The organism is Prevotella melaninogenica (assembly GCF_003609775.1).
Lineage (GTDB): Bacteria > Bacteroidota > Bacteroidia > Bacteroidales > Bacteroidaceae > Prevotella > Prevotella melaninogenica_A.
Window position 1 is genome coordinate 504,186 of the sequence record NZ_AP018050.1, and the last position, 25,115, is coordinate 529,300.

At 40.2% G+C, this 25,115-nt stretch carries 17 protein-coding genes and 1 pseudogene; 9 read left to right on the top strand and 9 right to left on the bottom strand.

Annotation, left to right across the window (positions count from 1 at the left end; all coding sequences use genetic code 11):
- Window positions 1-249 precede the first annotated feature (249 nt).
- A pseudogene (locus PMEL_RS12375) lies at window positions 250-477 on the top strand (hypothetical protein).
- Here the strand turns inward: PMEL_RS12375 and PMEL_RS08810 are convergent.
- Window positions 419-1,702 carry a hypothetical protein gene (locus PMEL_RS08810; protein ID WP_120174966.1) on the bottom strand — a complete coding sequence of 428 codons (1,284 nt, stop codon included), beginning with the start codon at window positions 1,700-1,702 and terminating at the stop codon, window positions 419-421. The pseudogene PMEL_RS12375 and the gene PMEL_RS08810 sit on opposite strands and share 59 nt — an antisense overlap.
- 147 nt (window positions 1,703-1,849) lie before the next feature.
- Here PMEL_RS08810 and PMEL_RS08820 point away from each other — a divergent pair, with 147 nt between their 5' ends.
- The gene (locus PMEL_RS08820) at window positions 1,850-2,101 is read left to right on the top strand and encodes a hypothetical protein (RefSeq protein WP_231999459.1); all 252 of its coding nucleotides are present in this window, start codon (window positions 1,850-1,852) and stop codon (window positions 2,099-2,101) included.
- Window positions 2,102-2,263: 162 nt separating this feature from the next.
- Here the strand turns inward: PMEL_RS08820 and PMEL_RS08825 are convergent, their stop codons facing one another.
- The 3 genes from PMEL_RS08825 to PMEL_RS08835 form a co-directional block, all read right to left on the bottom strand.
- On the bottom strand, window positions 2,264-3,796 hold the full coding sequence (locus tag PMEL_RS08825) for a T6SS phospholipase effector Tle1-like catalytic domain-containing protein (RefSeq protein ID WP_120174968.1): 1,533 nt from the start codon (window positions 3,794-3,796) through the stop codon (window positions 2,264-2,266).
- A gap of 3 nt (window positions 3,797-3,799) precedes the next feature.
- Window positions 3,800-4,933, bottom strand: coding sequence for a DUF2931 family protein (locus tag PMEL_RS08830; RefSeq protein WP_120174969.1), 1,134 nt, complete (start codon window positions 4,931-4,933; stop codon window positions 3,800-3,802).
- Between the two features lie 80 nt (window positions 4,934-5,013).
- Window positions 5,014-6,135, bottom strand: a complete 1,122-nt coding sequence (locus PMEL_RS08835) for a DUF2931 family protein (RefSeq protein ID WP_120174970.1) — start codon at window positions 6,133-6,135, stop codon at window positions 5,014-5,016.
- Window positions 6,136-6,292: 157 nt separating this feature from the next.
- Here PMEL_RS08835 and PMEL_RS08845 point away from each other — a divergent pair, with 157 nt between their 5' ends.
- The 5 genes from PMEL_RS08845 (at window position 6,293) to PMEL_RS08870 (ending at window position 12,440) form a co-directional block, all read left to right on the top strand.
- Complete coding sequence (locus tag PMEL_RS08845; RefSeq protein ID WP_231999460.1) at window positions 6,293-6,544, top strand: hypothetical protein; 252 nt, start codon at window positions 6,293-6,295, stop codon at window positions 6,542-6,544.
- Between the two features lie 2,019 nt (window positions 6,545-8,563).
- Entirely contained in the window at window positions 8,564-9,253 is a 690-nt protein-coding gene (locus PMEL_RS08855; RefSeq protein ID WP_231999461.1) for a hypothetical protein, read from the top strand.
- Between the two features lie 582 nt (window positions 9,254-9,835).
- Window positions 9,836-10,498, top strand: coding sequence for a ParA family protein (locus PMEL_RS08860; RefSeq protein ID WP_004359131.1), 663 nt, complete (start codon window positions 9,836-9,838; stop codon window positions 10,496-10,498).
- Window positions 10,499-10,740: 242 nt separating this feature from the next.
- Window positions 10,741-11,379, top strand: a complete 639-nt coding sequence (locus PMEL_RS08865) for a hypothetical protein (RefSeq protein WP_172586782.1) — start codon at window positions 10,741-10,743, stop codon at window positions 11,377-11,379.
- 410 nt (window positions 11,380-11,789) lie between these two features.
- A complete protein-coding gene (locus tag PMEL_RS08870) occupies window positions 11,790-12,440 on the top strand; it encodes a hypothetical protein (protein WP_120174973.1) in 651 nt (216 codons plus the stop codon).
- A 435-nt stretch (window positions 12,441-12,875) separates the two neighbouring features.
- Here the strand turns inward: PMEL_RS08870 and PMEL_RS08875 are convergent, their stop codons facing one another.
- The 5 genes from PMEL_RS08875 to PMEL_RS08895 all read right to left on the bottom strand — a co-directional run bounded on the left by PMEL_RS08875 (window position 12,876) and on the right by PMEL_RS08895 (window position 17,979).
- Window positions 12,876-13,328 carry a hypothetical protein gene (locus PMEL_RS08875; protein ID WP_120174974.1) on the bottom strand — a complete coding sequence of 151 codons (453 nt, stop codon included), beginning with the start codon at window positions 13,326-13,328 and terminating at the stop codon, window positions 12,876-12,878.
- Between the two features lie 189 nt (window positions 13,329-13,517).
- Window positions 13,518-14,084, bottom strand: a complete 567-nt coding sequence (locus tag PMEL_RS08880) for a hypothetical protein (RefSeq protein WP_120174975.1) — start codon at window positions 14,082-14,084, stop codon at window positions 13,518-13,520.
- 236 nt (window positions 14,085-14,320) lie between these two features.
- The gene (locus PMEL_RS08885; RefSeq protein WP_120174976.1) at window positions 14,321-14,890 is read right to left on the bottom strand and encodes a hypothetical protein; all 570 of its coding nucleotides are present in this window, start codon (window positions 14,888-14,890) and stop codon (window positions 14,321-14,323) included.
- 627 nt (window positions 14,891-15,517) lie between these two features.
- Entirely contained in the window at window positions 15,518-15,805 is a 288-nt protein-coding gene (locus PMEL_RS12380; protein WP_231999462.1) for a hypothetical protein, read from the bottom strand.
- 1,067 nt (window positions 15,806-16,872) lie between these two features.
- Window positions 16,873-17,979: a Fic family protein gene (locus PMEL_RS08895; RefSeq protein ID WP_120174977.1), complete on the bottom strand. Its 1,107-nt coding sequence runs from the start codon at window positions 17,977-17,979 to the stop codon at window positions 16,873-16,875.
- Between the two features lie 1,190 nt (window positions 17,980-19,169).
- On the opposite strand from PMEL_RS08895, the gene PMEL_RS08900 reads away from it, so the two are divergent.
- Window positions 19,170-22,964, top strand: a complete 3,795-nt coding sequence (locus PMEL_RS08900; RefSeq protein WP_120174978.1) for a TIM-barrel domain-containing protein — start codon at window positions 19,170-19,172, stop codon at window positions 22,962-22,964.
- A gap of 646 nt (window positions 22,965-23,610) precedes the next feature.
- Window positions 23,611-25,107 (top strand): IPT/TIG domain-containing protein, encoded by a 1,497-nt coding sequence (locus PMEL_RS08905; RefSeq protein ID WP_172586783.1) that lies wholly within the window; start codon window positions 23,611-23,613, stop codon window positions 25,105-25,107.
- Window positions 25,108-25,115: the final 8 nt, after the last annotated feature.

The window sequence follows — 25,115 nt, forward strand, 5'->3', positions numbered from 1 at the left end:
ACGCACGTAAAGAATAGAATCATCTCAGTCCAATTACGTTGTGAACGCCAAGACAAAAGGGTTGAAGATTCATTAGCCTTATCTATTCTACCATCAGATTTTCTTATGTGTAATGAGAAAAGAGTGCTCACTGATTCGCTGAGAATTGTGTTGAAGAAAGCAAAGAGGAAATAGTTCTTTTGTAACTCAGTCTGGCTTATTGTGTAATAGATTCAGATTATCACTCCCTATTGCTGATGAGCCCAACTTATGGGAATGATATTGCGTATTGCCTCAAGTCACATTGTGGGGTAAGGGGATATTGTAGGCAAAAGTGGGTGCTTCAAGTTCAAATTATCTGCAAATTCAGTAATGAGAGGATGTGTACACGCAAGAAGGACGTTGAAAGGCTTAGTTGCGGATTTGAGGCTATACTATATTAAAGTTTCATCTTCACCCCTATCTCTGCCACCTTCGCAGCATCATAATCGGCCTTGATGCGAGCATAATCTCTGCCGCCATACGAGCTTGAAACAAGATAATATAATGGCCCACACTTGTCCGGCACCACATCGATATATAATATCTCTCCTGTCAGCAGGCGCATCATGGGCAGATGGTCGTATCTGAAGCGTACCTCCATCACTCGACAGCTATACTGACGTGCCTCCTCCAAATGGTCAAACATGCTCAGATCCGTCGTAAAGTAGGCCTCGTCAATACCGCAAAACAAGTGGAATTTGCCCGCAATCAGGGTGAAGACTACGCCTTTGAACTTATGGTTTTTATACGCCATGTAAGAACCATGATACGCAAAAGGCAGGTGGGCGTAAGAGGAAAGTGCCTCTAAATACTCCGCCTCGCTGATGCGTTGGCAGTCTTGGAAGTCGTACAGTCGTGCCACAGCCATCGCCTCATCTTCATGGTACACACTTCTTGCCACACCCTCTTCTTCTCTGAAATCGTGCACCACCTGTCCACCTCTAAGATAGGCATATTCTGGCCAATCATAGCCGTGAATGAGCAAATACGAGTCTAACAGATGCAGATCCCGACGTATGATAATCTCGTGAAGTATATCTTGCGTGGGCTTCAACGCTTTCACGGCGTGGGCTACCGGCCCGCAAGCCTCTATCTTGAGCATCAGGCTGCTCTCTGACAACGCATGCGCCGTCTCAAAACCATAGTCTTGCCACAGACACCTCCATACCTCTGCGAGCCTTCTCTCTATCTCTTCCTGCTCCGTCTGCCAGTTGCTGCGACGCAGCGGAATCACCACCGAGAAGCGCATCTGCTCTCCGCTTCCCGTGAGCAATCCTACCTCCGTCAGCTCATAGGCGTACACCATCGAGTCTTCAAAAGCAAGCACTCTATTCTGCCCTGCGGCAATCTCCTGATGCGTCAGTGCCTCTATGGCTGTGGAAAAATTGTCTTCCCGTTCGATGCGATAGCTCTCGGTCGGTGCTTCCTCGCTCGCTGGCAATGCATCCGTGCCGTCCTCCGCCTTATCTGCCGACGTCTCCATCTCCAGCACGTCACGCTTCTCGGCCCGCTTCTTGGTGTAATGCTCTGCCCAGATGAGCGCCCCGCCGATGAGCAGACCTATCACTGTCGGCCCCTTACCGCCATCGGCAACGACCCCTAAGACCAATGCTCCGATTGCTGTCAAGACAATAGCAATGAGCAGCCATTGAAGTATAGAGTTGATAAAATGATGGTTCATATATGGTTTACCTTACCTTAATTCCGCAGCATAAACTCTTGTGAGAACTCCAAGTGCCTGAGAAACAAAGTTTTCAAAACACTTGGATATGTCAGAAATTTCACCTATCTTGATGCTGCAAACATAACAAGTAAGCAAAAATCTGACATGGCAAAGGTAGCAATTAAAAACATGAATATCACTTCTTTCGGTGGAATTTATCACATTATGGACGTTTTCTCAAAGTTGGGCTTTGAAAAACTTACCGAATCTGTATTGGGTAAACGTGGAAGTAGCGGCAATGCATTCTGTTATGGATGTATTTTTTGTGGTTATCATACTTCCCTATTGGTTTGGGTGGGGGCTTTTATGATTATGCAAGAACCACGAACCCCATATAACCCCCATATCAATGGATAAATCCCAAAAATGTCACTTCAATATATAAAAGTACCTCACAAGGAATAATGCTGCGGAATTGAGAGTATTATTGAATAACATCTATTTTTAAGTTGGAAAGGTCCGTTGTATAGAGGCATATATCGAATAGAAATAACATAGAGTTCTTTCTTTGGTTCATTGCTATCCTTTTATAAAGATTCGTTGATTATCTTTCGTTGCCTCATGAGGGTGTATAGGCCATGTAGAGCGATGGGCGGATAGATGGATATACTCTGCGCGAATAGAGTGTATCAATTTCTTTTCCTCCCCAGTTCCAACAAAGTAAAGACGTCCTTTGGGTTTTGCTCCCTTAGAGTCCCATTTTATTTCATACATATTATTATTATTATTAATTTTCCCCATTATCAAAGTTCTTACTTGTATCAACTTTTTGTCTCGAAGAGAGTATTCCTTATTCATAGCATTAGCTTTATATAGAAGCTTTGATTTCTTTATTGATAGGAACCACATCGCATAAAGAGGAATACGGGCATAGTAGTTAAAAACATGTCTCATGGTATCTTTATAATTTCTTACAGACCCATCAGGCATAAAAGTTGGGAGGGGCACATTCCATGTTGGAGGTAACCACCCTTCTCTTTTTAATTCTTCCAAAGACATATAGCCCCTATACTCTCTCTTACTATCGGTCCAACTTCCTTCTAATATTATTTTTTCTTTCTCATGTTCGTTATATCCTCCTCCAACATCGCTGTGTGCACCCGGTAAGACAACTTGCATTCCATTTGATGCGGAGTCGATTGTCGTTAAAGAAAAATTTTCACGATACTCATCTGCAGCCACGAAATGAACAATTTCTTCTACACTCGGCATAAAGTTAGGAATATTAAGAGCCAGTTCTTTGACATCGTTAGTAAAATCGGGAGAAATCGAAGAATTCGGAGCAAAAGAAGAAACGGTATCAAAGATACCCATAAAGCGAACTTTTATCTTGATTTTCTTAAATCGTTCAGGGAGTTTGTTTCTTAAACAAACCTTGTAATTTCTTATTTCATCGGAGGTGACTATTTTATAATAAGAAGCTCCCGAACTATTCATTGGAATTCTTTTACTAACATTTGCAATTTGCCGTTTGTCTTTCTCTATACAATTTACAAAGCATCTTGCTGCTGCTGCTCCACGACTAAAACCGAAGACATCAAGGGTTAAGGTGCCGAGAGAAATATTTGTTTGATTAACTAAAGAAGAAATTTTTTGGCAAATCAAGTCACATGCTCTTTCTACTTTTGCATTCACACCGGTTTGTCCATTTCCAAATGCCGAACCACCTGTAGTATCCCCTTCCTTGGAAGAAACAAATCCTTCTTCATCTTTAAATTTCGAGTTCCAATCTCTTTCTGGAGAAGATGTTCCCGGTCCCTCAATGTAGACCTTAGCTATAGAATCTGCATTTCCCTTATTATTCACATAATACATATCCCATAACTTTGCCACATTGCTATAACTACTTTCATAACTATCTGTAGTTTTAACTTTAGAAGTTAAGTACCTCCACCCCTTTTTGATATTATCTCCAAAATCAATATTATACTTATTGTTTTTGGTACCATCAAAAAAGACGCCCATGGTGATATTGACTTTTCGGATTTGATAAGTTTTTTTCTTTGGAGGCAAGCCAATACCACAAATTCTGTTTGTATATCCATGTACCATAACCTATTCTCCTATATACTCTTCAACATCGCTGTCCCAATAATTACAATAGAAAGGCTCGTCATCATCTTTCTTTTGAGGCGTATCTCTAAACACATGTATTTTAGTCTTCTCCAGTTTATATTTTTTATCTCCTACTTGTAGAAATATATCGAACCAATTGTTATATTTACTTACTTGCACGACCAATTCGCCTTTTAATTTACCTTCATTTCCAAATGCTTCGGGATAGACACGCAATATCTCATCTTCATCAAAATAAAAATGCCCATTATATATTGTGTCTTTGACTTGCCAGTTAAAAGATAAATATTTGGTAGAAGTCTGTATCTCTTTAGTTATACTGTCATCATCCCAATAGAAATCTCCATTTGTGAAATAGGAAAGAATATGTGGATTGATTTTTGTCTCTTTATTTTCAAATTCAATTTTAAGGGTGTATCTATACCATTCTTCGTATTTATCCCATAATCCCAAGGGCACACCATGCTTCTCTAAGTTGTCTGCTGCACCTTCAAAATCGCTTAGCAGGAATTTGCAGGAGTTGTCCAAAGTTTTAAAAGTGTAGAAAGCATCTTTGTCGAAATCTTCTAACTCCATATGCACCTCTTTGGCTTGCAAGGTATCGCAAACAATTGCCGTCCTCCCGATGCCGTTTAAGTGCAACCACACTTTACCACCGGGAAGCATCGTGATGATGAGATTGGAATATCTATAATGTTTTTTTTCAATAGAAATGTAATAAGGCTTACGAAACATTTCTAACATTCTCTCTTTGGTATTCTCAGAGAGTTCGGCATCCAATTGATAAAATTTCCTTTCTGCATAAGACAACCATAAAAGATGGACAGCAGTAGGCATATCCCGCCCTCCTTTCTCGTTAAAATCTACATAATCTACCTCACTACCGGGCTGACCGATGCCTCCCCCCACAGAACTCTCATAAACAGGAATGCGTCTGTCTTTTGTTCCATAATCGACAAAAGCATACTTTATCTGTACCGGATAATGTCTGGGGGCTGCAATAGAGGGAATCCATGGAAACTTTGTTCTTGTACTATCATCCGTTTTACAAGAACCGAAACTTAAAATCGAAGTCATTGTTATTATTATAAATAAAGGTAATCTGTTCATCATATATTTGTTATATTCTTTTTAGTTGAAGTTGGAGGTAACCCAATACCACAAATCCTGTTTGTATATCCATTTACCATAACCTATTCTCCTATATACTCTTCAACATCGCTGTCCCAAAAATTACAATAGAAAGGCTCATCATGTTTCTTTTGAGGCGTATCTCTAAACACATATATTTTAGTCTTCTCCAGTTTATATTTTTTATCTCCTACTTGTAGAAATATATCGAACCAATTGTTATATTTACTTACTTGCACGACCAATTCACCCTTTAACTTTCCTTCGTTTCCAAAAGCTTTAGGATAGACACGTAATATTTCATCTTCATCGAAGAAAAAATACCCAGTATACGTCCAATCTTTAACCTGCCAATCCATAGCAAGATATTTACAAGATGTTTGTATATTTTTAGGTATACTGTCATCATCCCAATATTTATCTCCGTTGGTAAACTTGTAAAGGATATGTGTTCCCAACTTTGTCTCTTTATTTTCAAACTCAATCTTAGTGGTATATCTATACCATTCCTTGTATTTATCCCACAATCCTAAGGGAACACCATGCTTCTCTAAGTTTTCTGCAGCACCTTCAAAGTCGCTCAACAATAATTTGCAGGAATTATCCAAGGTTTTAAAAGTGTAGAAAGCATCTTTGTCGAAATCCTCTAACTCCATGTGTACTTCTTTGGCTTGCAAGGTATCACAGACTATCGCCGTTCTTCCGATGCCGTTTAAATGCAACCACACTTTACCACCGGGAAGCATCGTAATGATGAGATTGGAATATCTATAATGCTTTTTTTCAATAGAAATGTAATAAGGCTTACGAAACATTTCTAACATTCTCTCTTTGGTATTCTCAGAGAGCTCGGCATCCAATTGATAAAACTTTCTTTCCGCATAAGACAACCACAGAAGATGGACAGCAGTAGGCATATCCCGCCCTCCTTTTTCGTTAAAATCTACATAATCTACCTCACTACCGGGCTGACCGATGCCTCCACCCACAGAACTCTCATAAACAGGAATGCGTCTGTCTTTTGTTCCAAAATCGACAAAAGCATACTTTATCTGTACCGGATAATGTCTGGGGGCTGCAATAGAGGGAATCCATGGAAACTTTGTTCTTGTACTATCATCCGTTTTACAAGAACTAAAAACAAACATTGGCATAATCATTAAAAATATAACAAATTTTCTCATTGAATGGTTATTCTTTTGAAATATTCTTTAACTCCGCAGCATAAATTCTTGTAAGAACTCCATGTGTCTGAGAAACAAAGTTCTCAATACACTTGGATATCTCAGAAATTTCACCTATCTTGATGCTGCAAACATAACAAGTAAGCAAAAATCTGACATGGCAAAGGTAGCAATTAAAAACGTGAATATCACTTTTTTCGATGGAATTTATCACATTATGGACGTTTTCTCAAAGTTGTGCTTTGAAAAACTTACCGAATCTGTATTGGGTAAACGTGGAAGTAGCGGCAAAGCATTCTGTTATGGAAGTGTTTTTTGTGGTTATCATACTTCCCCATTGGTTTGGGTGGGGGATTTTATGCTTAGAAAAGAGCCAAGAAACACCGAAGCACCTCATATCAACATATAGAGCCCCAAAATGACGTCTCAACATATATAATTTTTTCACAAGAAAAAATACTGCGGAATTAAGGATATAAGAGTTATGTTTTATTCCTCTATATTTCAGATGATCATTGTCTTTCCTTTCATTGTTTTGAAGTATATTTTATTTTGCTGTCACTCCTCTCACTCAGTTTTATGTTGTAACCGTTTGACTTATAGTTATTTTGTTTTAATTGTTAAAAGTGACAGCAACTTGAAACAAAACTATTTCTGTCAGTTCTCTTAGTTTTTTCAGTTTTATTTGTCATCTTTCTCAGTTCACAGTCTGTTTTTTCTCTTTCTTTATCACCTGACTTTTACTTCATATTGTTTTTCTTTTTCTTTATGTCATCCTTTCTTGTTATTTTGTCTTTATGTCATTCTGTCTTTTGTTTCTCTTTCTTTTCTTGTCATTCTGTCTTTTGTTTCTTTTTTTTCTTGCCATTCTGTCTCTTTTCATCTTTTTGTCGCACTTCTTCTTTCCTGTTTTTTTCTCATTTTTAGGCTTATTTTTTACCCTTTCATCTGTTTATTTTTTGATATTTCTACGTGAATATTTAAGTATATAAAAATGCTTTTACTCTTTTATTTCTTTGTTTGTTTACTTACTTTGTTTTTCTTTTTGTTGTTTATTTATGTAAGTGAATTTTTAGCTTAATGTGTTATAATATAATTCTATATTTATATAATTACGTAATATTATAATTGTGTGGTTATCGTTTATAAATATATAAATATGTTTGACGTATATAGATGCTTAAATAATTAAACATATAAATATATCTTGATTTTATTTTCTGTCTCTTTTTCCTCTTTGCATATATAATTATATAAAACTATATTATTACTTATGTGTTTTAATTTTCTTATATTATTGTTTAATTTTCTCTTTTTCTTTATTAGTGGTTTATTCTTATATTTATCTATTTCTTTTTACATGTTCTTCTTAAATCTCTTTTTTTATTGGTTGGTACTTTTGATATTTGGTCTATTTTTCTTTTTCTTATTTGTTTTCGTACTTTTCTTTCTTGACTCTTTGTTGTTTTATGTACTAAGGAAGCCTTTTTTTGTTTTCAATCTTATTTTGAGTTCTTATTCTCTATATAATTTACATTCGAGGCACTCTTTTTATGCTTTAAGTATTTGTATATTAATATTCTATATATTTATTGAAATCATTATTTATGTTTTTATTTTCTTTTTTATTTATCTGTTTCTTATTTGTTTTACTTTTGAGCTTTTTGTGTCAGCTTTCTATTAGCTTTTTTATTCCTTGTTTTCGATGAAATCATTGTTTTTTAGGGTTTTTCTTTTGCTTTTACTTAGTTTTTTCGTGTTGATTTCTCTTTCATCTTTCATCAATATCTGCAGTTACTCGTTGATTATTAGTATTCTGTATTTTTATATATTCATGTAATTATATTCTTGTGTTTTCCTCCATTTCATCGAGTCTTCTTTTATTACTGCGTTGTCTGATGTCATAATCACCTGCAGGTTTTTCTTATATGCTATTATCTTCAGCTTATAATATATTTGTTCTTTTTATCGTTATGATTTTCTTGGCTGCTGTTTTACGTTTTCTGCTTTTATTCTTCCTTTTCCTGACTTTGTGTAAGTGTTTACGTAGTTATTTGTTTATATAACACCTTAATAATATAAATATATAATCGTTTTTGTTCTTTTATTTATCTCAAAAGTATAGAAATATATAAAAACATAAAAGTGTTTTTGAATTTAGTCTTATCCTTTTCTATTTATGATGTTTATTTATTTGCATATTTGTTTATAAATAGTAGTGTATAAACAAATAAATATATAAAAAGATTAAAGCGTAAAAGAATAAATATTTTATTGCATTTTTGCTTTCTTATCTTTTTATTTTTCTCACTAAAAATGTTTAGATGTATTTGCTTGTTTCGATAAATAAGTGTATATTTGCAAGTATAAAAATATAACCACATCAATATGTGTGTATTTGTTTGATTCAACATTTATATAAATATATATGAAATTAAAGACTTTTTCTATTACACCTAAAGAGGGCCAGCTTCTAAATTGGAGCTTGGGCTTGTTCCTTGCTTTTAGTGTTTTCAATTTGATTGACGGATGGGTATCAGTGCCCAATGCTGGTCAAGGAGTTCTTACGAATGCTTTTGCATCAATACAGTCGAGTGGCTTTGTTCGTCTTATCGAGCATTCTGTCATTGTAGCAACAAAGTTGGCGATGCTGGAGGTATTTCGTAGATGCTTAAATAAGAATGGTGATAAGGCTGCACAGTTGACAGTCACTATCATGATGGCGCTTATCTTTTGCTTGTTAATTGTAGGCATTTTGCCAAAGTTTCTCTTTACTGATGAGGAGGAAATGATGGCAATTCTTCATGGTGGATTACCATCATATTTTACAAATTTCTCGAAAGTAGCTTTCCTTGTGCTTGCTATTACGAAGTTAGTTTTGTTTGTGCAGTTAGTGCGTACTTATGCTGGTAAGATTCGTTTGTTTGGTACATCTTTGTTTGGCTGTCAGGTTTTGATATGGTTGATAGAATCCGCATACTTTATTGTATATACATTTGTTGGCGGTGCTACGATGACAGACATTACGAATGTTTTTACCATTACCTCTTTGATAAACTTCGTTCTTGCTTTAATTCCATTCTGCGTGTTAAAGACGACAATGGTAGTTGAGGAATAGAGAAGGAGAATTAAGAGGCTAAGTTTAGTATCCGTTGCTTCCCTGCTCGACTCTACCTTATAGATATTAGAAGGATAAACTGCTCTGTTGAGAAGGAAGAAAAAGTGATTCATAACTTGAGAATTTGCGGGTAGAGGGGCGACGAATTTAAAATATCGCAGAAATGAAAAGTGATGGAGTGGGGGAGAGATGACATAAAGAAATCGTACTGAGTAGAATATATATTAAAAGGTAAGCGTTCATGCTGTCAAAGAAACAATAATGATAGGAATAAATATCAATATGATATTTTCAATACTGTCAGCGTTGTTGATGAAAGGAGATAAAATAGCGCACGAAAGGCGTAAAAAAACAATTTGAAAGGAGAAAAGTAATGAAAAGTCCTTTCTTCGCTCAAAAAAGTGAGAATCGTCACGAAGAGAGCAGTAGGAGAGAAGCAGCCAACTCGAAAGAGTCCAAAGGTGGACGAAGTAGAGAAGGCAAATACGTAAATAGATGAACGAATGAAAATATAAATATTCGAACACGCAAATACGTAAATAAAGAAATAGATAAGAAATTAAAAATATAAATATATAAACAATGAAGAATAAGAAAATTGTTTTCGCAAATCAGAAAGGTGGAGTAGGAAAGAGCACGCTGTGCATCCTCTTTGCCAACTATCTTGCTGCAAAGGGTAAGGACGTATGTATCATTGATACCGACTTGCAGAAGACGATTCTGATGCAGCGTCGAAAGGACAAGCTCATCTATGAGGGCGAGGAAGAACCATATAACGTTCAGGACTTTGACGTGACCGATGTCGAGACAATGCAGACACTCGTCGACTCAGCTTCGCAGGTAGAAGGCTTCGTATTGTTTGACTCACCGGGTAATATCAGTGAGGACGGTTTGGCACCGCTCTTCGTAGGTGCCGACTACATCGTTTGTCCTTACGAATACGAGGATAAGGCACTCGACTCAACGGGCGTCTTCGTGCAGGTGCTTAATGTGTTGCGTGAGCACAATCCACAGATGACCGCACAGCTCTTCTTTGTTCCAAATCGCATCGACCCACGTATCGGTACGGCTGAGGAGCAGGAGATGTGGCGCAGAACCGACGAGGTGTTTGGAAACTTTGGACGTGTCACACCAGTCGTAAACAGCCGTGCGACACTCAAGCGTACAAATACATTCGAACTGCTCGGAACGCAGCGTGATGCGGTGAAGAAGGCGTTTGATTATATGCTGAGGAGGATGAAATAAAAACCTCCCCCCAGCCCCCTCCGAAAGAGGGGGAGTGCCTAACGGGATGAAGTTGGATAAAACTGGACATAGTTGTTTAGATAAAAGTCAAGCAGATTGGGTTTATAAACGATGTTAGACAAGAAGACTTCAAGAGGGTGCGATAGGGGAGAGAGGATGACGAAGGGACACACCAAAGAAAGAGAAAGGATAAGATCCCACGTTTATATATAATAAAGTAAAAACAAAGAAACAAAGATACAATGGCTAAGAAGAAGAAAACAATGGTTATGATGCCTGGTGCAATGACCGACTTGGCACATAGCGTACAGAAGGGTGCAAGACCAGCTCCTACAACTAACGTAGAAGAAAATAATACGACTGACGAGCAGGCTGAGATAGAGGTTGAGTCTATCCAGTATGATACATCCGCTGTTGAACAGGAAACACGTACGCAGGTTGCGGAACAACAGCCAGCACAGTTTGCTGAGCCAGTAGTGCCTGTTTCAGAGCCAGTGGCACCAGCAGCCCCAACAAGTCAGTTCGGACGCGTAGAGCCAAAGCAAGAGGCCGTAGATTGTAAGGACCGCACCGCACCAGCTGCAAAGAAACTTCCAAAGGCAGAAGGCAGACAGTTAGCACGCGAGTATTCGCTTGCTAAGGACAGCGGTGAGGATAGCTGGCAGATCTTCCTCGATATGGCACGCGACTACAAGGCACGCGACTCTCGTCTGGCAACGGTTTATATCGACTCAGACCTCAAGGGTGTCCTCGATCGTCTGAAGTCTGCTACGAGCGTAAAGCTACCATCAACAGCCCTGCTCAGCGCCATTGTTGCCCGTTTTGTCTTCGAGCACGAGAAGGATATAAAGAACGCAATATTTGGAGAGAGCTTGTTGTAAGAACTAAAAAACAAAGCAACCCAACTGGCCCCTCCCCCGACCCCTCCCCCATAGGGAGGGGCGTGAAATGCGAGATACCCCTTTGGGTTTGTTGACGAGTTTACAAGTTGACGAGTTATTTGTAGCGATAAACCACAGTTAGCAACGGTAGTCATAAGTGTTACTTTTGAACTTCTTATCCTTTGAACTTCTTATCCTTTGAACTTTGAGGTTTGAAGTTTGAACTTTATGATTTGAGTTTAATCCTTGAGCTATTAACTTTGAACTTTGAGGTTTGAACTTTGAGCTTTATGATTTGAGTTTAATGATTTTTCCCAATTAAACATTTTACCAGCATTGGTAATCATAATTATGAATTGTGAATTATGAATTACCAATTTTGAATCTTATCGAATAAAGGAATATATAGAATGAAGTCATTGATTATAAGTAGTGTTTTTATTTTAGCAATATTAAGCGTAATATATGCGATAAATTATCTTTTCTATCGTTTCTCTCCTTTTCGTATGTTGCCAAGCATCAAGACCCTTCCTGCAAGGGGTATCTTTGGAGTAATTATAGCTATATTCGCCTACTTTGGTGCACTCATTTATTTTACCATTTTTAATAGAGAAATAAACCAGCTCTGTTCTGGGAATATGTACATATATCTACCTATAATTCTGACAGTTCTGTTGGTAGTTGCGATAGTAGGTATTTTTCGATACGAGAAACGTGTTTGGCTACGTCATAATCTCAAATATAGTAGATTGATGCTGCCCTCATGGAATAAAGGTTTAAAGAATTTATGTGTGTCAATAAATAAGATAGACGATATTGCTTATGGTCGTGGCGTAAGTTTCTCATGGTTTGATGGCTCTTTTATTTCCGCAGGAAGACACAGAGTGGTGTTTGAATTCTATGAGGATCATTTTCTTGCAAAACGCAATACGCGTAGCGTTATTTATAAAAAGGAGATTGGCTTTAATTTCCAACCAGATACGGTATATGTGATAGAGGTACTTCAAGAAAGACAGACCTTCCAAATCACGGCAGAAACGACACGGAATAATTACCTTTGAACTTTGAGTATTGAAGTTTGAACTTTATGATTTGAACATTGTTGGTACCTTATAAAAGATTCAGCATAGAGCTTGTCAGTACAAGCTTTATGCTGAAATCTTGTTTTAAAGGGATGACTATGTGGACGAGGTGACAAGTGGACGAGGTGACAAGTTAACAAGTAGACACGTTTTATTAAACGAGTGAATATGTTGTAGCCATTATTACATACAACTTGTCTACTCGTTTACTTGTTAACAATCCTCTGTGTACTCCATTTCTCTGTGTGACGTTTTTTAGTAGAGAAATAAACAAGTTAACGAGTAAAGAAGTCATATCCTTTATAACACATAACTTGTCTACTTGTCCACTTGCCACTAACTCCAAGGGGTATCTCGCTAATCACTCCCCTCCCTATGGGGGAGGGGTTGGGGGAGGGGCCAGTTGGTCCCTTTTTAATATTTAACCACTCCCTTTCCGATTGCTGCAGCGTAGCTACGCTGTAGGTTGTCGTCTATCCAACCACTCTTCCACGCTGCTCTTTTGAGGTTGTGAGCAGCTTTGGCTGTTTTCACGTTGCGAGGGATAGGATTCTTAAAGAGGTCTTTGTGTGCCACGTTGATAGTGAAGAAGATACTATCCTTTGTTACTCGGAGATTCTCCATTGGAGCTACAAAATGACCGGGGAGATAGCCTTCGCGGGCATCAATAAGATCGTCTGTGGTACCATAGAATCTACCAGAGATTTTACCATTTGCACCCTTCTCAAGTACGATGTTGTGGTCTTTCAAAACATTCTTACTTTCCTTTGTGTTAATGAGTTGATAAACTCCACACTTTGTTGTCTGAGCTTGAGAAATTGCGTTTGCTCCAAAGAGTACGCAACACAATAAGATTAACTTTTTCATATCGTTATGATTTGTTTAATTTGATATTTGATCTTTGACCTTTGATTTTTGACCTTTTACTTTTCACTTTTCCCACAGCGGTAATCATAGTTTATGACGTACTGATGAGAACTCCGTTCGAATAATTGTGAATTATAAATTATGAATTAACAAAGTTATGCCGTACTGATGAGAACTCTGTTCGAACTGTTATTTTATTCTTCTGAAATTTGCCCCTGTAATATAGTATTCTTTTTCTTTAAACGCTCCCACTACAGGGTGTACAGGTAACTCACACTTACTGTATAAATGGAGAATCTCATAAATCTGCTCTTGGGTTAAGTGTTTTGCTGTACTACTCATCATTTTTATCTTTACAAACCTCTTTTTGCTATTTATAAAGACATAGAACTCAGACCACATAATATTACTTTTCTTTCCAATGAGGTTTAAGAGTTTCTTTTGTTCTTCTGTAAGAACCGCACTTATGGACTCAGCAAAGCATTTTCTGATTAGAGGTAGTGACACATTATTGTAAGGCGTGTATCTTTTCTCATAGGCGGGCTTCCAGTTTCCTTCTTTGATAAAGCGTTCTGTACTATCCGCATCAGCAGCGATGTAATAGGTCATAAAGGTGTCGCGCTCCCAAGTTGAAGGGAGGGACTCCTGAATGAGTTTTCCCACCTTTGTAATCTTTACGTCATTCTGTGCACATGTAGGATTGCAGAATAGGAATGCTAAAAAGATAGCATAGAAAATGTTCTTAATTCTCTTCATATTCAAATTTAGATTAGAAATTAATAATTTAAAATCCAATTTGTTCCAATATTATGCCATCTACAACCAGCCTCTCCCCCAACCCCTCTCCGAATGGAGAGGGGAGTGAAATGCGAGATACCCCTTTTGGTTAGTTTATGAGTTCACAAGTTGACGTGTTTGCCTGTGCGTTCAGGTAAATCATAGCCAACACTGGTAATCATAATTATGACGTACTGATGAGAACTCTGTTCGAACTATTGTTTTATACTTTTGATATTTGCCCCTGTAATATAGTATTCTTTTTCTTTAAACGCTCCCACTACAGGATGTATTGGTAGCTCACACTTACTGTATAAACGGAGAATCTCATAAATCTGCTCTTGGGTTAAGTGTTTTGCGGTGCTACTCCTCATTTCGATCTTCACAAACCTCTTTTTGCTATTGATAAAGACATAGAACTCAGACCACATAATATTTCTTCGCTTTCCAATGAGGTTTAAGAGTTTCTTTTGTTCTTCTGTAAGAACCGCACTTATGGACTCAGCAAAGCATTCGTCGATTAAAGGTAGTGAGACATTGTTATAAGGTGTATATCGTTTCTCGTATGCGGGCTTCCAGTTTCCTTCTTTGATAAAGCGTTCCGTACTATCCGCATCTGCAGCAATGTAATAAGTCATGAAAGTGTCACGGCTCCAAGTCGAAGGGATGGACTCCTGAATGAGTTTCCCCACCTTTGTAATCTTTACGTCATTCTGTGCACATGTAGGATTGCAGAATAGGAATGCTAAAAAGATAGAATAAACAATGTTTTTAATTCTCTTCATATTCAAATTTAGATTAGAAATTAATAATTTAAAATCCAATTTGTTCCAATATTATGCCATCTACTAACAGCCTCTCCCCCAACCCCTCTCCGAATGGAGAGAGGGGAGTGAAATGCGGGATACCCCTTTTGGTTAGTTTACGAGCTCATAAGTTTATGAGTTTACATGTTTATAGTTCACGAGTTGACGTGTTCGCCTGTGCGTTCAGGTAAATCACAGTCAACAGCGGTTTATAATCAGTTTACATGTTTATGAGTTCACGAGTTGACGTGTTCGCCTGTGCGTTCAGGTAAATCACAACCAACAGCGGTTTATCAACAGTTTACGAGTTCACAAGTTTATGGGGTTACGAGTTGATGTGTTCGCCTGTGCGTTCAGGTAAATCACAATCAATAGCGGTAATCATAATTATGAATTATGAATTATGAATTCTGAATTATATTTTTGTCAGCTTTGGCTTCACGGTAGTAGCATCCTCGATGATAAATGAGTTGCCCTGCTCCTTCACCTTAACATAAACCACAGTATGCTTTGTAGGCACCTTTTTGTAGCTCGAAGTCCATAAGAACGAAACAGAGAGCCAATCATTGTTCAGCGGAACAACCTTCAGTGTACGTAGATTCTCCTCTATGCAGTCCTGTGCATCAAGAAGTACGTCAGCACCAGTCCTGCAGTCTTCTTCAAAACTTTTGGACTAACAAACTTCTTCGCAATCACCATGTTAAGGTCTGAGAGCTGATAGATAAGGCTGTTCATGTAGGTCTTGTAAAAACCATAAGCGAACTGTTGCTTTTCCTTCTGTGTTTCGTTCATCGTAACAGCAGCACTTTTAGCCTTTTTAGCTTGTGCATAGGTTGTAAGTGGTGCAGAAGCTAAGCATACCACCAAGCTCATTGCAAGATAATACTTTTTCATTGTTATGATTGTTTATAGCGTTAAATTCGGTAGATAGTTATTGATTTACTTTTTCAAAGTAGTATCGTGTCAAATTCTTTTTGGCATAGCGGCTTCAATGTTAGCATTTGCCTCTGGATAGCTGACTGTCGTTGAAATATGAAACTTTATTAGTTTATTTTCTTTTTATTTATTCATTCATTTCGGGAGCAAAGGTATGAAATAAAATGATTGCACCAAACATTTCTGCAATTATTTTCAAATAAAGACAAAAATAAGGTTGACGAGATAACGAGGAGACTGGTTAACGTGTTGCTTGTAGACAGGGTAAATAAAAGACAAAGTAACAGAGGAACATTTTTAAGTTGACGAGTAGACTGGTTAACGTGTTGCTTGTAGACAGGGTAAATAAAAGACAAAGTAACAGAGGAACATTTTTAAGTTGACGAGTAGACTGGTTAACGTGTTGCTTGTAGACAGGGTAAATAAAAGACAGAGTAACAGATGAACAAAGTTCTTTTAAGTAACAAGTTGACGAGTTAACGTGTTGCTTGTAGACAGTGTAAATAAAAGACAGAGTAACAGATGAACAAAGTTTTTTAAGTAACAAGTTGGCGAGTTAACGTGTTGCTTGTAGACAGTGTAAATAAAAGACAGAGTAACAGATGAACAAAGTTCTTTTAAGTAACAAGTTGACGAGTTAACGTGTTGCTTGTAGACAGTGTAAATAAAAGACAGAGTAACAGATGAACAAAGTTTTTTAAGTAACAAGTTGGCGAGTTAACGTGTTGCTTGTAGACAGTGTAAATAAAAGACAGAGTAACAGATGAACAAGGTTCTTTTAAGTAAAAAGTTGGCGAGTTAACAAGTTGCTTGTTGCCAGTGTTGTTTTAACCTCGTCAACTAACCACAAGGGGTATCTCACATTTTACTCCCCTCCCTATGGGGGAGGGGCTGGGGGTGGGGCTGCTATTTCTCCCGCATTTCACTCCCCTCCCCATGGGGTTGGGGGGTGGGGCTGCTATTTCTCCCGCATTTTACTCCCCTCCCTATGGGGGAGGGGTAAGGGGGAGGGGCTACTATTTCCTTTATCCAATCAGTTCGTATGCTGTGCTGCGTCCTCCCTCGCTACTTTTCTTCAATATATTCTTTTTGACAAGGTCGTTTAAGTCACGGGTAGCGGTGTCCTGCGAGCAGTGATTAATCTTATACCATTTAGAAGAAGTCAGTTTCCCCTCAAAACCATCGAGGAGCATATTGAGTACCTTCCTTTGTCGGTCGTTCAGTTGAAGGTCTTTATGTTCGTCCCAGAAGCGCACCTTTCTGATGATACGTTCTGTCTTTTCAAGTGCTGTGTTTAAAGCCCTACTAAGCGTTTCAATAAACCAGACAATCCATTCCGTTATATCCAATCCGCCGTGTTGTGCTTTCTCTAATTGGATGTAGTAATCCTTTCTATGCTTAAGGATTTCAGACGAAAGGCTGTAATATCGTTGTGAAGTATTGTCGGCTCTTGATAGTAGCATCTCTGTCACCGTACGGCAGAGTCGTCCGTTACCATCGTCGAATGGGTGAATCGTTACAAACCAAAGGTGAGCTACTGCCGCTTTTATCAGTGGGTCAATACCAAGTGTGTCATCATCAACCCATGCTAATAGCTGTGTCATCATCTCTGGCACGTCGCTACTTGGTGGTGCTTCATAATGCACTTTCTGCCGACCCATTGCGCCCGACACCACCTGCATAGCCTCTTCGCCTTTTCGCCAATCTCCTACGGTAATCTTATACATACCACTATATCCTGTTGGAAATAGTGCAGAATGCCAGCCAAAGAGCCTTTCTTTCGTAAGTGGTTCACGGAAGTGCTGGGTTGCATCGAGCATCACCTGCACCACACCCTCGATATAATGGTCGGTCTTAGGCAAACCTTCATGTTCCAGTCCTAACTGTCGTGCAACAGACGAACGCACGCTATCCCGATTAAGACTTTCTCCTTCTATCTCAGATGAATGAACAATTTCCTCCGTTAGCGAGTCTAACATAGAATCGCCCTGCTCTTTAAATCCGAACATAGAAAGCCTACCGAGTAAGTTTCCACGACGAAGACTGACCTCAGAGATAAGGGTGCTAAAAGCATTGTCTTGCCACGTCATCTTACGCAAATCTGCATTCTGCCATATATATTGATTATTCATACACCTCTTATTTATTGCAGCAAACTTACGACTTTTTTGCTATAAATCCAAGTCTTTGCGGAGAAAACAACGATTATTCTCCGCAAACTTGCGGAGAATATGAAGCGATATACGAGTTTATAATTCATAATTCATAATTCATAATTCATAATTATGATTACCTTTATTTGCTATGTTTATTGTTGTATATAACTTGTCACCTCGTTAGCAAACCTCTGTGTACTCCGCAGACCTTTAGGTCTCTCTGTGCGTTGATATCTTTTAATTCTCAGTGTACTCTGTGAACTCTGTGAGAGATTAATAAAGAATAACTGAGAAAATTATGAGCAAAAGACATCATAATTCTTAATTCATAATCCATAATTCACAATTATTCGAACAGAGTTCTCATCAGTACGTCATAATTATGATTACTTTTATTTGCTATGTTTGTTGTTGTATATAACTTGTTAACTCTTTCAAAAGTTGCACGCAGCTTGTCACCTCGTTAGCAAACCTCTGTGTACTCCGCAGACCTTTAGGTCTCTCTGTGACCTTGATATCTTTTAATTCTCCGTGTACTCTGTGAACTCTGTGAGAGATTAATAAAGAATAACTGAGAAAATTATGAGCAAAGGACATCATAATCCATAATTATGATTACTTTTATTTGCTATGTTTATTGTTGTATGTGATTTGTAAACTCTTTTCAAACAACTCAAAAGCAATACATGCTCTTTTAGCTTTGAAAAGACGCCTAATAAGCTTGCAAAAGATGCCCTTTAAGACGCTAACTAACGCCCTTTTGAAAGCTTACTAAGCACCTTTTGAAAAGCACATCCTCAACCTCTTAGTAGGCAACAACTTACGAGGGTGGCTGAAAGTACTCGTTTTTTAGGTTTTTCGCAATATCTTTCCTTGTTTTTTGTAATGTTATTTCATATAGTAAACCATCAAATTTCAAAGTTCAAACAGTTCTCTCGCAGCGCATATCTTAACGAATAGGGGTCAAGTATCAATGGTTAAAGCACAAACTTCAAAGTTCAAACATTCAAGTTCATAGTTCAAAAATATTAGCTTAAATCATTGTAATTTATAAAATATAGTGTATCTTTGCCACTCAGTTACAACAACAACAAATAGCTAAAAACCAAAAGTAGTTCGAAAACCAAGTAGACCTAAGCTTGGGAACGATAGACGAGATCTATAAAATGAAGAAGAAGAAAGCCAAGATTTTACTTGCTGCCTTGCTATTGGCAGTGGGAGAAACCGCATTTGCTGATGGAAAGGCTGTGAGCGGTATTCGACAAATCAATCCAACAACGGTAGAGATTACTTATAGTGATGGTGGCGTGATGACCGTAGACTTCTATGGTCAGAATGTCTTCCGCCTTTTCCGCGACCCAAAGGGTGGTATTGTTCGTGACCCTGCGAGCAATCCTCCAGCACGTATCCTCCTTGACAACCCACGCAAAAGCGCAGGCCGACTGAGCGTTGATGAGACCGATGCCGATGTGGCTGTCGCAACCGCTGAGGTACGTGTTCGCTTCGACCGCAGCACGGGTTTGATGAGCGTCACCGACCTTCGCAATGGCAAGGAGGTCGTTAAAGAGGTGAAGGGAGTAGACTTCCAGAAGAATCGCACCACTGTAACCCTCGCCAATGCAGCGGGAGAGTATTTCTATGGTGGCGGTGTGCAGAACGGTCGTTTCTCACATCGTGGCAAGCGCATCGAGATTGTCAATACGAATAGTTGGACCGATGGCGGTGTTGCTTCGCCAGCTCCGTTCTATTGGTCAACGGGCGGTTATGCAGCCATGCCTTACACCTTTGCGCCCGGAGCCTACGACTTTGGCAGTGTGGATAAGAACACGGTGACGATTAGTCACGACATGCCTTATCTCGACCTCTTCCTGATGGTCGACACGACTCCAGTTTCTTTGCTTCAAGATTATTATCAGCTCACTGGCAATCCCGTCTTGTTGCCAAAGTTTGCTTTCTATGAGGGCCACCTCAATGCCTACAACCGTGACTATTGGAAGGAGACAAGCGAAGAAGGCAAGGGCATCCTCTTTGAAGACGGCAAGCGATATGTAGAAAGTCAGAAAGACAATGGCGGCATCAAGGAAAGCCTCAATGGCGAGAAAGATAACTATCAGTTCTCTGCTCGTGCCGTTATCGATCGATATAAGAAAGACGATATGCCATTGGGTTGGATTCTCCCTAACGATGGTTACGGAGCTGGCTATGGTCAGACTTCGACCCTCGATGGGAATATTGCCAACCTCAAGAGCCTTGGCGACTATGCGCGTAAGAATGGCGTAGAGATTGGTTTGTGGACACAGTCAAACCTCCATCCAGTCGACAGCATCCCAGCTCTCTTGCAGCGTGACATCGTTAAAGAGGTGCGCGATGCAGGTGTACGTGTCTTGAAGACCGACGTGGCATGGGTCGGAGCAGGCTATTCCTTCGGACTCAATGGTATTGCCGACGTGGCTAACATCATGCCTTACTATGGCAGCGATGCGCGTCCGTTCATCATCACCCTCGATGGTTGGGCAGGCACACAGCGTTATGGTGGTGTGTGGAGTGGCGACCAGAGTGGTGGCGAGTGGGAATATATCCGTTTCCACATCCCAACCTATATCGGTGCAGGACTCTCTGGAATGGGTAATATTACGAGCGATATGGATGGTATCTTCGGTGGAAAGAACCTTCCTGTAAACATCCGCGACTTCCAGTGGAAGACCTTCACACCGATGCAGTTGAATATGGACGGATGGGGTAGCAACCCTAAGTATCCGCAAGCCTTGGGCGAACCAGCAACAAGTATCAACCGCTCTTACCTCAAACTCAAGTCAATGCTCCTGCCATATACCTACTCTTGTTCGTATGAGGCAGTGACCGGTAAGCCATTGATGCGTGCGATGTTCCTCGATGATAGCAATGATTACACGCTTGGCAGCGCAACACGCTATCAGTATATGTACGGTCCTTCGTTCCTCGTTGCGCCTGTTTATCAGAACACCGCAGCCGACAAGGAGGGCAACGACGTGCGCAATGGCATCTATCTGCCAAAGGGAACATGGTACGACTACTTCACTGGTGCTACCTATGAGGGTGGCTGTGTGCTTAATGATTATTTCGCACCTATCTGGAAGTTGCCAGTCTTGGTGAAGGCGGGTGCTATCATTCCGATGGTCAATCCGAATAACAACCCTTCAGAGATCGACAAGAGCCGTCGTGTCTTTGAGATTTATCCAGACGGAAAGAGCGAGTTCACCCTCTATGATGACGATGGCACAACACAGAAGTATCTCGCTAATGAGAAGGCTACAACGCTCATCACCTCCGAGCTTAACGACAAGCAGGTGCTGACGGTACGCATCGACAAGACCGAAGGTGCGTTTGAAGGTATGGTGAAGAATCAGTCAACAACCTTCTATCTGAATACCAACGCGAAGCCAAAGAAGCTCACAGCCGTTGTCGGTGGCAGGAAGATTCGACTCACAGAGGCAGAGCAGGGCGATAACACTTGGCAGTATGTTCAGGCTTCGAATATCAACCGTTTCTCAACCGCAGGCAGCGAGATGGAACGCCTACTGGTAACTAAAAATGCCCAAATCATTGTGCGTTTGGCTTCCTGCGACATCACAAAGGAGGCTGTAACGCTTCGCGTGGAGGGCTTCACACGTCTGAATAAGTCGAACGAAACCCTGCGTAAGAAGGGTGCTTTGACTGCTCCTGAACTCCTCGAGGCTGACGTTCAGCCTTATAGCGTTACGCCAAAGTGGAAGCCTGTGCAGAATGCTGACTACTATGAGATAGACTTCAATGGTCAGACCTATACCACTATCCGCCACAACTCACTTCTTTTCGAAGATCTCCAGCCAGCAACCGACTACGACTTTAAGGTGCGTGCGGTGAATAGCGATGGGGTAGGAGAGTGGACTCCGTTGCACGTGAAGACGGCTGTCAACCCATTGGAGTATGCTATCAAGGGACTCACCGCTACCTCAACCGCTCCAGACATGGACGGCTTTGGTATCTGGCATCTCTTCGACTTCAGTACGACAGGCGACATCTGGCATACACATTATTCTAAGAAGGTAGTGCCATTCGAGTTCACTGTCGACCTCCATAGCACCAACACACTCGACAAACTTCAGTATGTGCCACGTGCAAATGGCGGTAACGGTACGATTACGAAGTGTGACATCTCTGTCAGCAAGGACGGAAGAAACTGGATTGAGATTGGTCCACAGCAGTGGGCACGTGATGGCAGAACGAAGGAGGTGACACTGACCGAGCATCCAGTGGCTCGCTTTGTGAAGGTGAGTGTGAAGGAAGCCGTTGGCAACTTCGGTTCTGGTCGTGAGTTCTATGTCTTCAAGGTGCCGGGTACAAAGTCTGTTCTTCCGGGCGACATCAACCTCGATGGTAAGATTGACGAAAACGATTTCACCTCTTATATGAACTATACCGGACTCAGAAAGGGCGATGCTGACTTCGATGGCTATATCTCTGGTGGCGACCTCAACGGCAACGGACTCATTGATGCTTACGACATCTCGAATGTTGCCGTACAGCTTGAGGGTGGTTGCAACGATGATGAGGTAGCACCAGTTGGCGGTAAGGTTTACTACGAATACAATCGTAAGTCATACGCAGCAGGTGATGATGTCATCATCAAGGTGAAGGGTAAGGACTTGCAGGCTGTCAACGCCTTCAACCTCGTCTTCCCATACAGTCCGAAAGAGCTGCAGTTCGTTAAGGTTGAGACCGACCCATCAATGGTAATGCGCAACCTTACCTACGACCGCCGTCATAGCGATGGTTCGCAGGTGCTCTACCCAACCTTCGTGAATGTGGGCGACCACCATACTTTTAATGGTGATGCCGACTTGCTCGTCATCCGCATGAAGGCGCTCAAACCATTCACCGTTAAGAGCACAACAGCCAAGGGCTTGTTGGTGGATAAGCAGTTGAGAAGCCTCACCTTCTAAAGCCTCACCCCCAGCCCCTCTCCGAATGGAGAGGGGAGTGAAATGTGAGAGAGATAGCAGCCCCACCCCCAACCCCTCCCTATGGGGGTGGGGCTTCTTTTGTCATAATTTTTCCCATTTCCTTTTTCAATAGATGGTCTTTTAGCTTCAAATTAACGCCCAATTGGCTTCTTAAAGATGCTCTTTAAGCTTGCAAAAGGTGCCCTTTTGAAGTCCAAAAGGGCACCTTTTACTTTGCTACCTTATAACTGTTTGATTTAGTGATGGTTGCAGAGTCGCCTTTTAGGGGGCTTTTTACTTGTTTTTTCGGAGGTTTTAGAGGTAGAAATGTTGTGATTTTTCAAAAAGAGGAGTTGGCGTTGGGCTTTCGAATCGAAATGGGTTTTGGTGTCGAAAGGAAAGTGAAAAATGAATAATTTTTGGGCGTCAAATTAATACTTTTTGGTAGTGAAAAACGCTTTTCTTGACAAGTTTCAAGGCATTTAACACTTAAATCCTTAAAAATAGTTAATAAATGATTGTCCTCAATACATATCTTAAAATAAATATATAAATTTGCTGCCCCCTGATATAGGGTGTACTGACGATTTACCTAAAGAAATAAATATTAATTAAAAACTATAAATCATTTAACTAAGCCGTTTCTATGAAGAGACTTTTCAAATCTTATTTGTGGATGGTTCTTATGGGTTCGCTTGCATGGGTATCCTGCTCTGATAAAGAGGTAGGAGGCACAGCTGGTACTTCTTTTGACCCTTCACAACCGATTGTCATTAGTGACTTTTATCCAGACAGTGGTGGTATTGCTACCCCAATGATTATCACGGGTAAGAACTTTGGTACTGATACCACTGGTCTTGCTCTTTGGTATGTTGACGAGGATGGCAAGCGTCATCGTGGTGGACTTGTATCATCTAATGGCGAAAAGCTTTATTGCTATGTGCCAGCCGGTTTGACTTACAAGCGTAACATCAAACTTGAGGTGACACGTGCTAACGGTGCTGACACTATTAAGGGTGCTGGTAGCCGCGACTTTAAATATATCACACAGACTGCTGTTACAACAATTGTTGGAACACAGACAAGTGATGCGCACGCTACAAAGATTGACAAACTGTTGACATCAAACCTCTCAGCTCCGGGTTACCTTTGTGTTGACAATGAAAACAATATCTTTATTGTACAACATAGATTTGATGACTACTTTAATGAAAATGGAAGTAGTGCTTTTATCGAGTGTCGTAACGAGAAGAACGATAATGTCGGTGGTATGGTGTTGAAAGCTGACTTAAAGAAAGATCAGTTATCAGTTCTTCAGGTGAATAGTAATACAAAAGAAAAAATCAATGCACCAGCTTACTCTACACTTGATGGTTATGAGGGTGTGTATGTTCCAGATGATGCTGGACGTAAATACTACAGCCTGTTGAAGGATCAGGGCTATGCCCTTCATAAGCAGCAGTTCATCAATCCTAATGGTTATGCAAACCTTGACGAAAGCAACTGGAAGTTTTGCTTCGTGATTAATAAGAACGACCAGATGATTTACTCTGTGATGTTTAAGGGTCAGCTCATTCGTATCAATCCTAAGACACGTAAGGCAGAATTGCTCTTGAAGCGTGTGGGTAAGGATGGTCCTAAGAATAGTGGTTCAGATGCTTTCTGTACTTTCAGCCCTACACAGCCTAACCGTTTGTTTATCTCTTTCAGTGATGCACACCAGATTTGGTATGTTGACGTTGACCAGTTGTCAGACAAGGACTCTCTGACTTACGCAGGTGAGCCATACGCAGGTATTTCTTCTTTCGGTACTGTAAACGTAACTGAAGGTAAGGGATGGGAAGACGGAGCGTTGAAGAATGCTAAGTTCTGTTATCCACGTCAGATGACCTTCACCAAGGATGGTAAGCTTTATATTGCCGACTCTGGTAACCATTGTATCCGTATGATTGATACCACTCAGGGTAAGAACGCACGTGTAACCACACCTATTGGTGTACCACAGAGTGCAGGTTTCCACGATGGTGGTGTCGAGTTAGCCAAGTTTAATTGGCCGACGGGTGTCGCCGTGAGTGCAGACGGAAGTACGGTTTATGTCGCCGATTCGAAGAATCAGGTGATACGAGAGTTATCAATTAAATAGCTATTGCC

What these genes read in the sequence shown, in the direction of transcription:
- PMEL_RS08810 (WP_120174966.1), bottom strand. Translation starts at nt 1,702, where the DNA reads ATGAACCATCATTTTATCAACTCTATACTTCAATGGCTGCTCATTGCT.
- PMEL_RS08820 (WP_231999459.1), top strand. Translation starts at nt 1,850, where the DNA reads ATGGCAAAGGTAGCAATTAAAAACATGAATATCACTTCTTTCGGTGGA.
- PMEL_RS08825 (WP_120174968.1), bottom strand. Translation starts at nt 3,796, where the DNA reads ATGGTACATGGATATACAAACAGAATTTGTGGTATTGGCTTGCCTCCA.
- PMEL_RS08830 (WP_120174969.1), bottom strand. Translation starts at nt 4,933, where the DNA reads ATGATGAACAGATTACCTTTATTTATAATAATAACAATGACTTCGATT.
- PMEL_RS08835 (WP_120174970.1), bottom strand. Translation starts at nt 6,135, where the DNA reads ATGAGAAAATTTGTTATATTTTTAATGATTATGCCAATGTTTGTTTTT.
- PMEL_RS08845 (WP_231999460.1), top strand. Translation starts at nt 6,293, where the DNA reads ATGGCAAAGGTAGCAATTAAAAACGTGAATATCACTTTTTTCGATGGA.
- PMEL_RS08855 (WP_231999461.1), top strand. Translation starts at nt 8,564, where the DNA reads ATGAAATTAAAGACTTTTTCTATTACACCTAAAGAGGGCCAGCTTCTA.
- PMEL_RS08860 (WP_004359131.1), top strand. Translation starts at nt 9,836, where the DNA reads ATGAAGAATAAGAAAATTGTTTTCGCAAATCAGAAAGGTGGAGTAGGA.
- PMEL_RS08865 (WP_172586782.1), top strand. Translation starts at nt 10,741, where the DNA reads ATGGCTAAGAAGAAGAAAACAATGGTTATGATGCCTGGTGCAATGACC.
- PMEL_RS08870 (WP_120174973.1), top strand. Translation starts at nt 11,790, where the DNA reads ATGAAGTCATTGATTATAAGTAGTGTTTTTATTTTAGCAATATTAAGC.
- PMEL_RS08875 (WP_120174974.1), bottom strand. Translation starts at nt 13,328, where the DNA reads ATGAAAAAGTTAATCTTATTGTGTTGCGTACTCTTTGGAGCAAACGCA.
- PMEL_RS08880 (WP_120174975.1), bottom strand. Translation starts at nt 14,084, where the DNA reads ATGAAGAGAATTAAGAACATTTTCTATGCTATCTTTTTAGCATTCCTA.
- PMEL_RS08885 (WP_120174976.1), bottom strand. Translation starts at nt 14,890, where the DNA reads ATGAAGAGAATTAAAAACATTGTTTATTCTATCTTTTTAGCATTCCTA.
- PMEL_RS12380 (WP_231999462.1), bottom strand. Translation starts at nt 15,805, where the DNA reads ATGAAAAAGTATTATCTTGCAATGAGCTTGGTGGTATGCTTAGCTTCT.
- PMEL_RS08895 (WP_120174977.1), bottom strand. Translation starts at nt 17,979, where the DNA reads ATGAATAATCAATATATATGGCAGAATGCAGATTTGCGTAAGATGACG.
- PMEL_RS08900 (WP_120174978.1), top strand. Translation starts at nt 19,170, where the DNA reads ATGAAGAAGAAGAAAGCCAAGATTTTACTTGCTGCCTTGCTATTGGCA.
- PMEL_RS08905 (WP_172586783.1), top strand. Translation starts at nt 23,611, where the DNA reads ATGAAGAGACTTTTCAAATCTTATTTGTGGATGGTTCTTATGGGTTCG.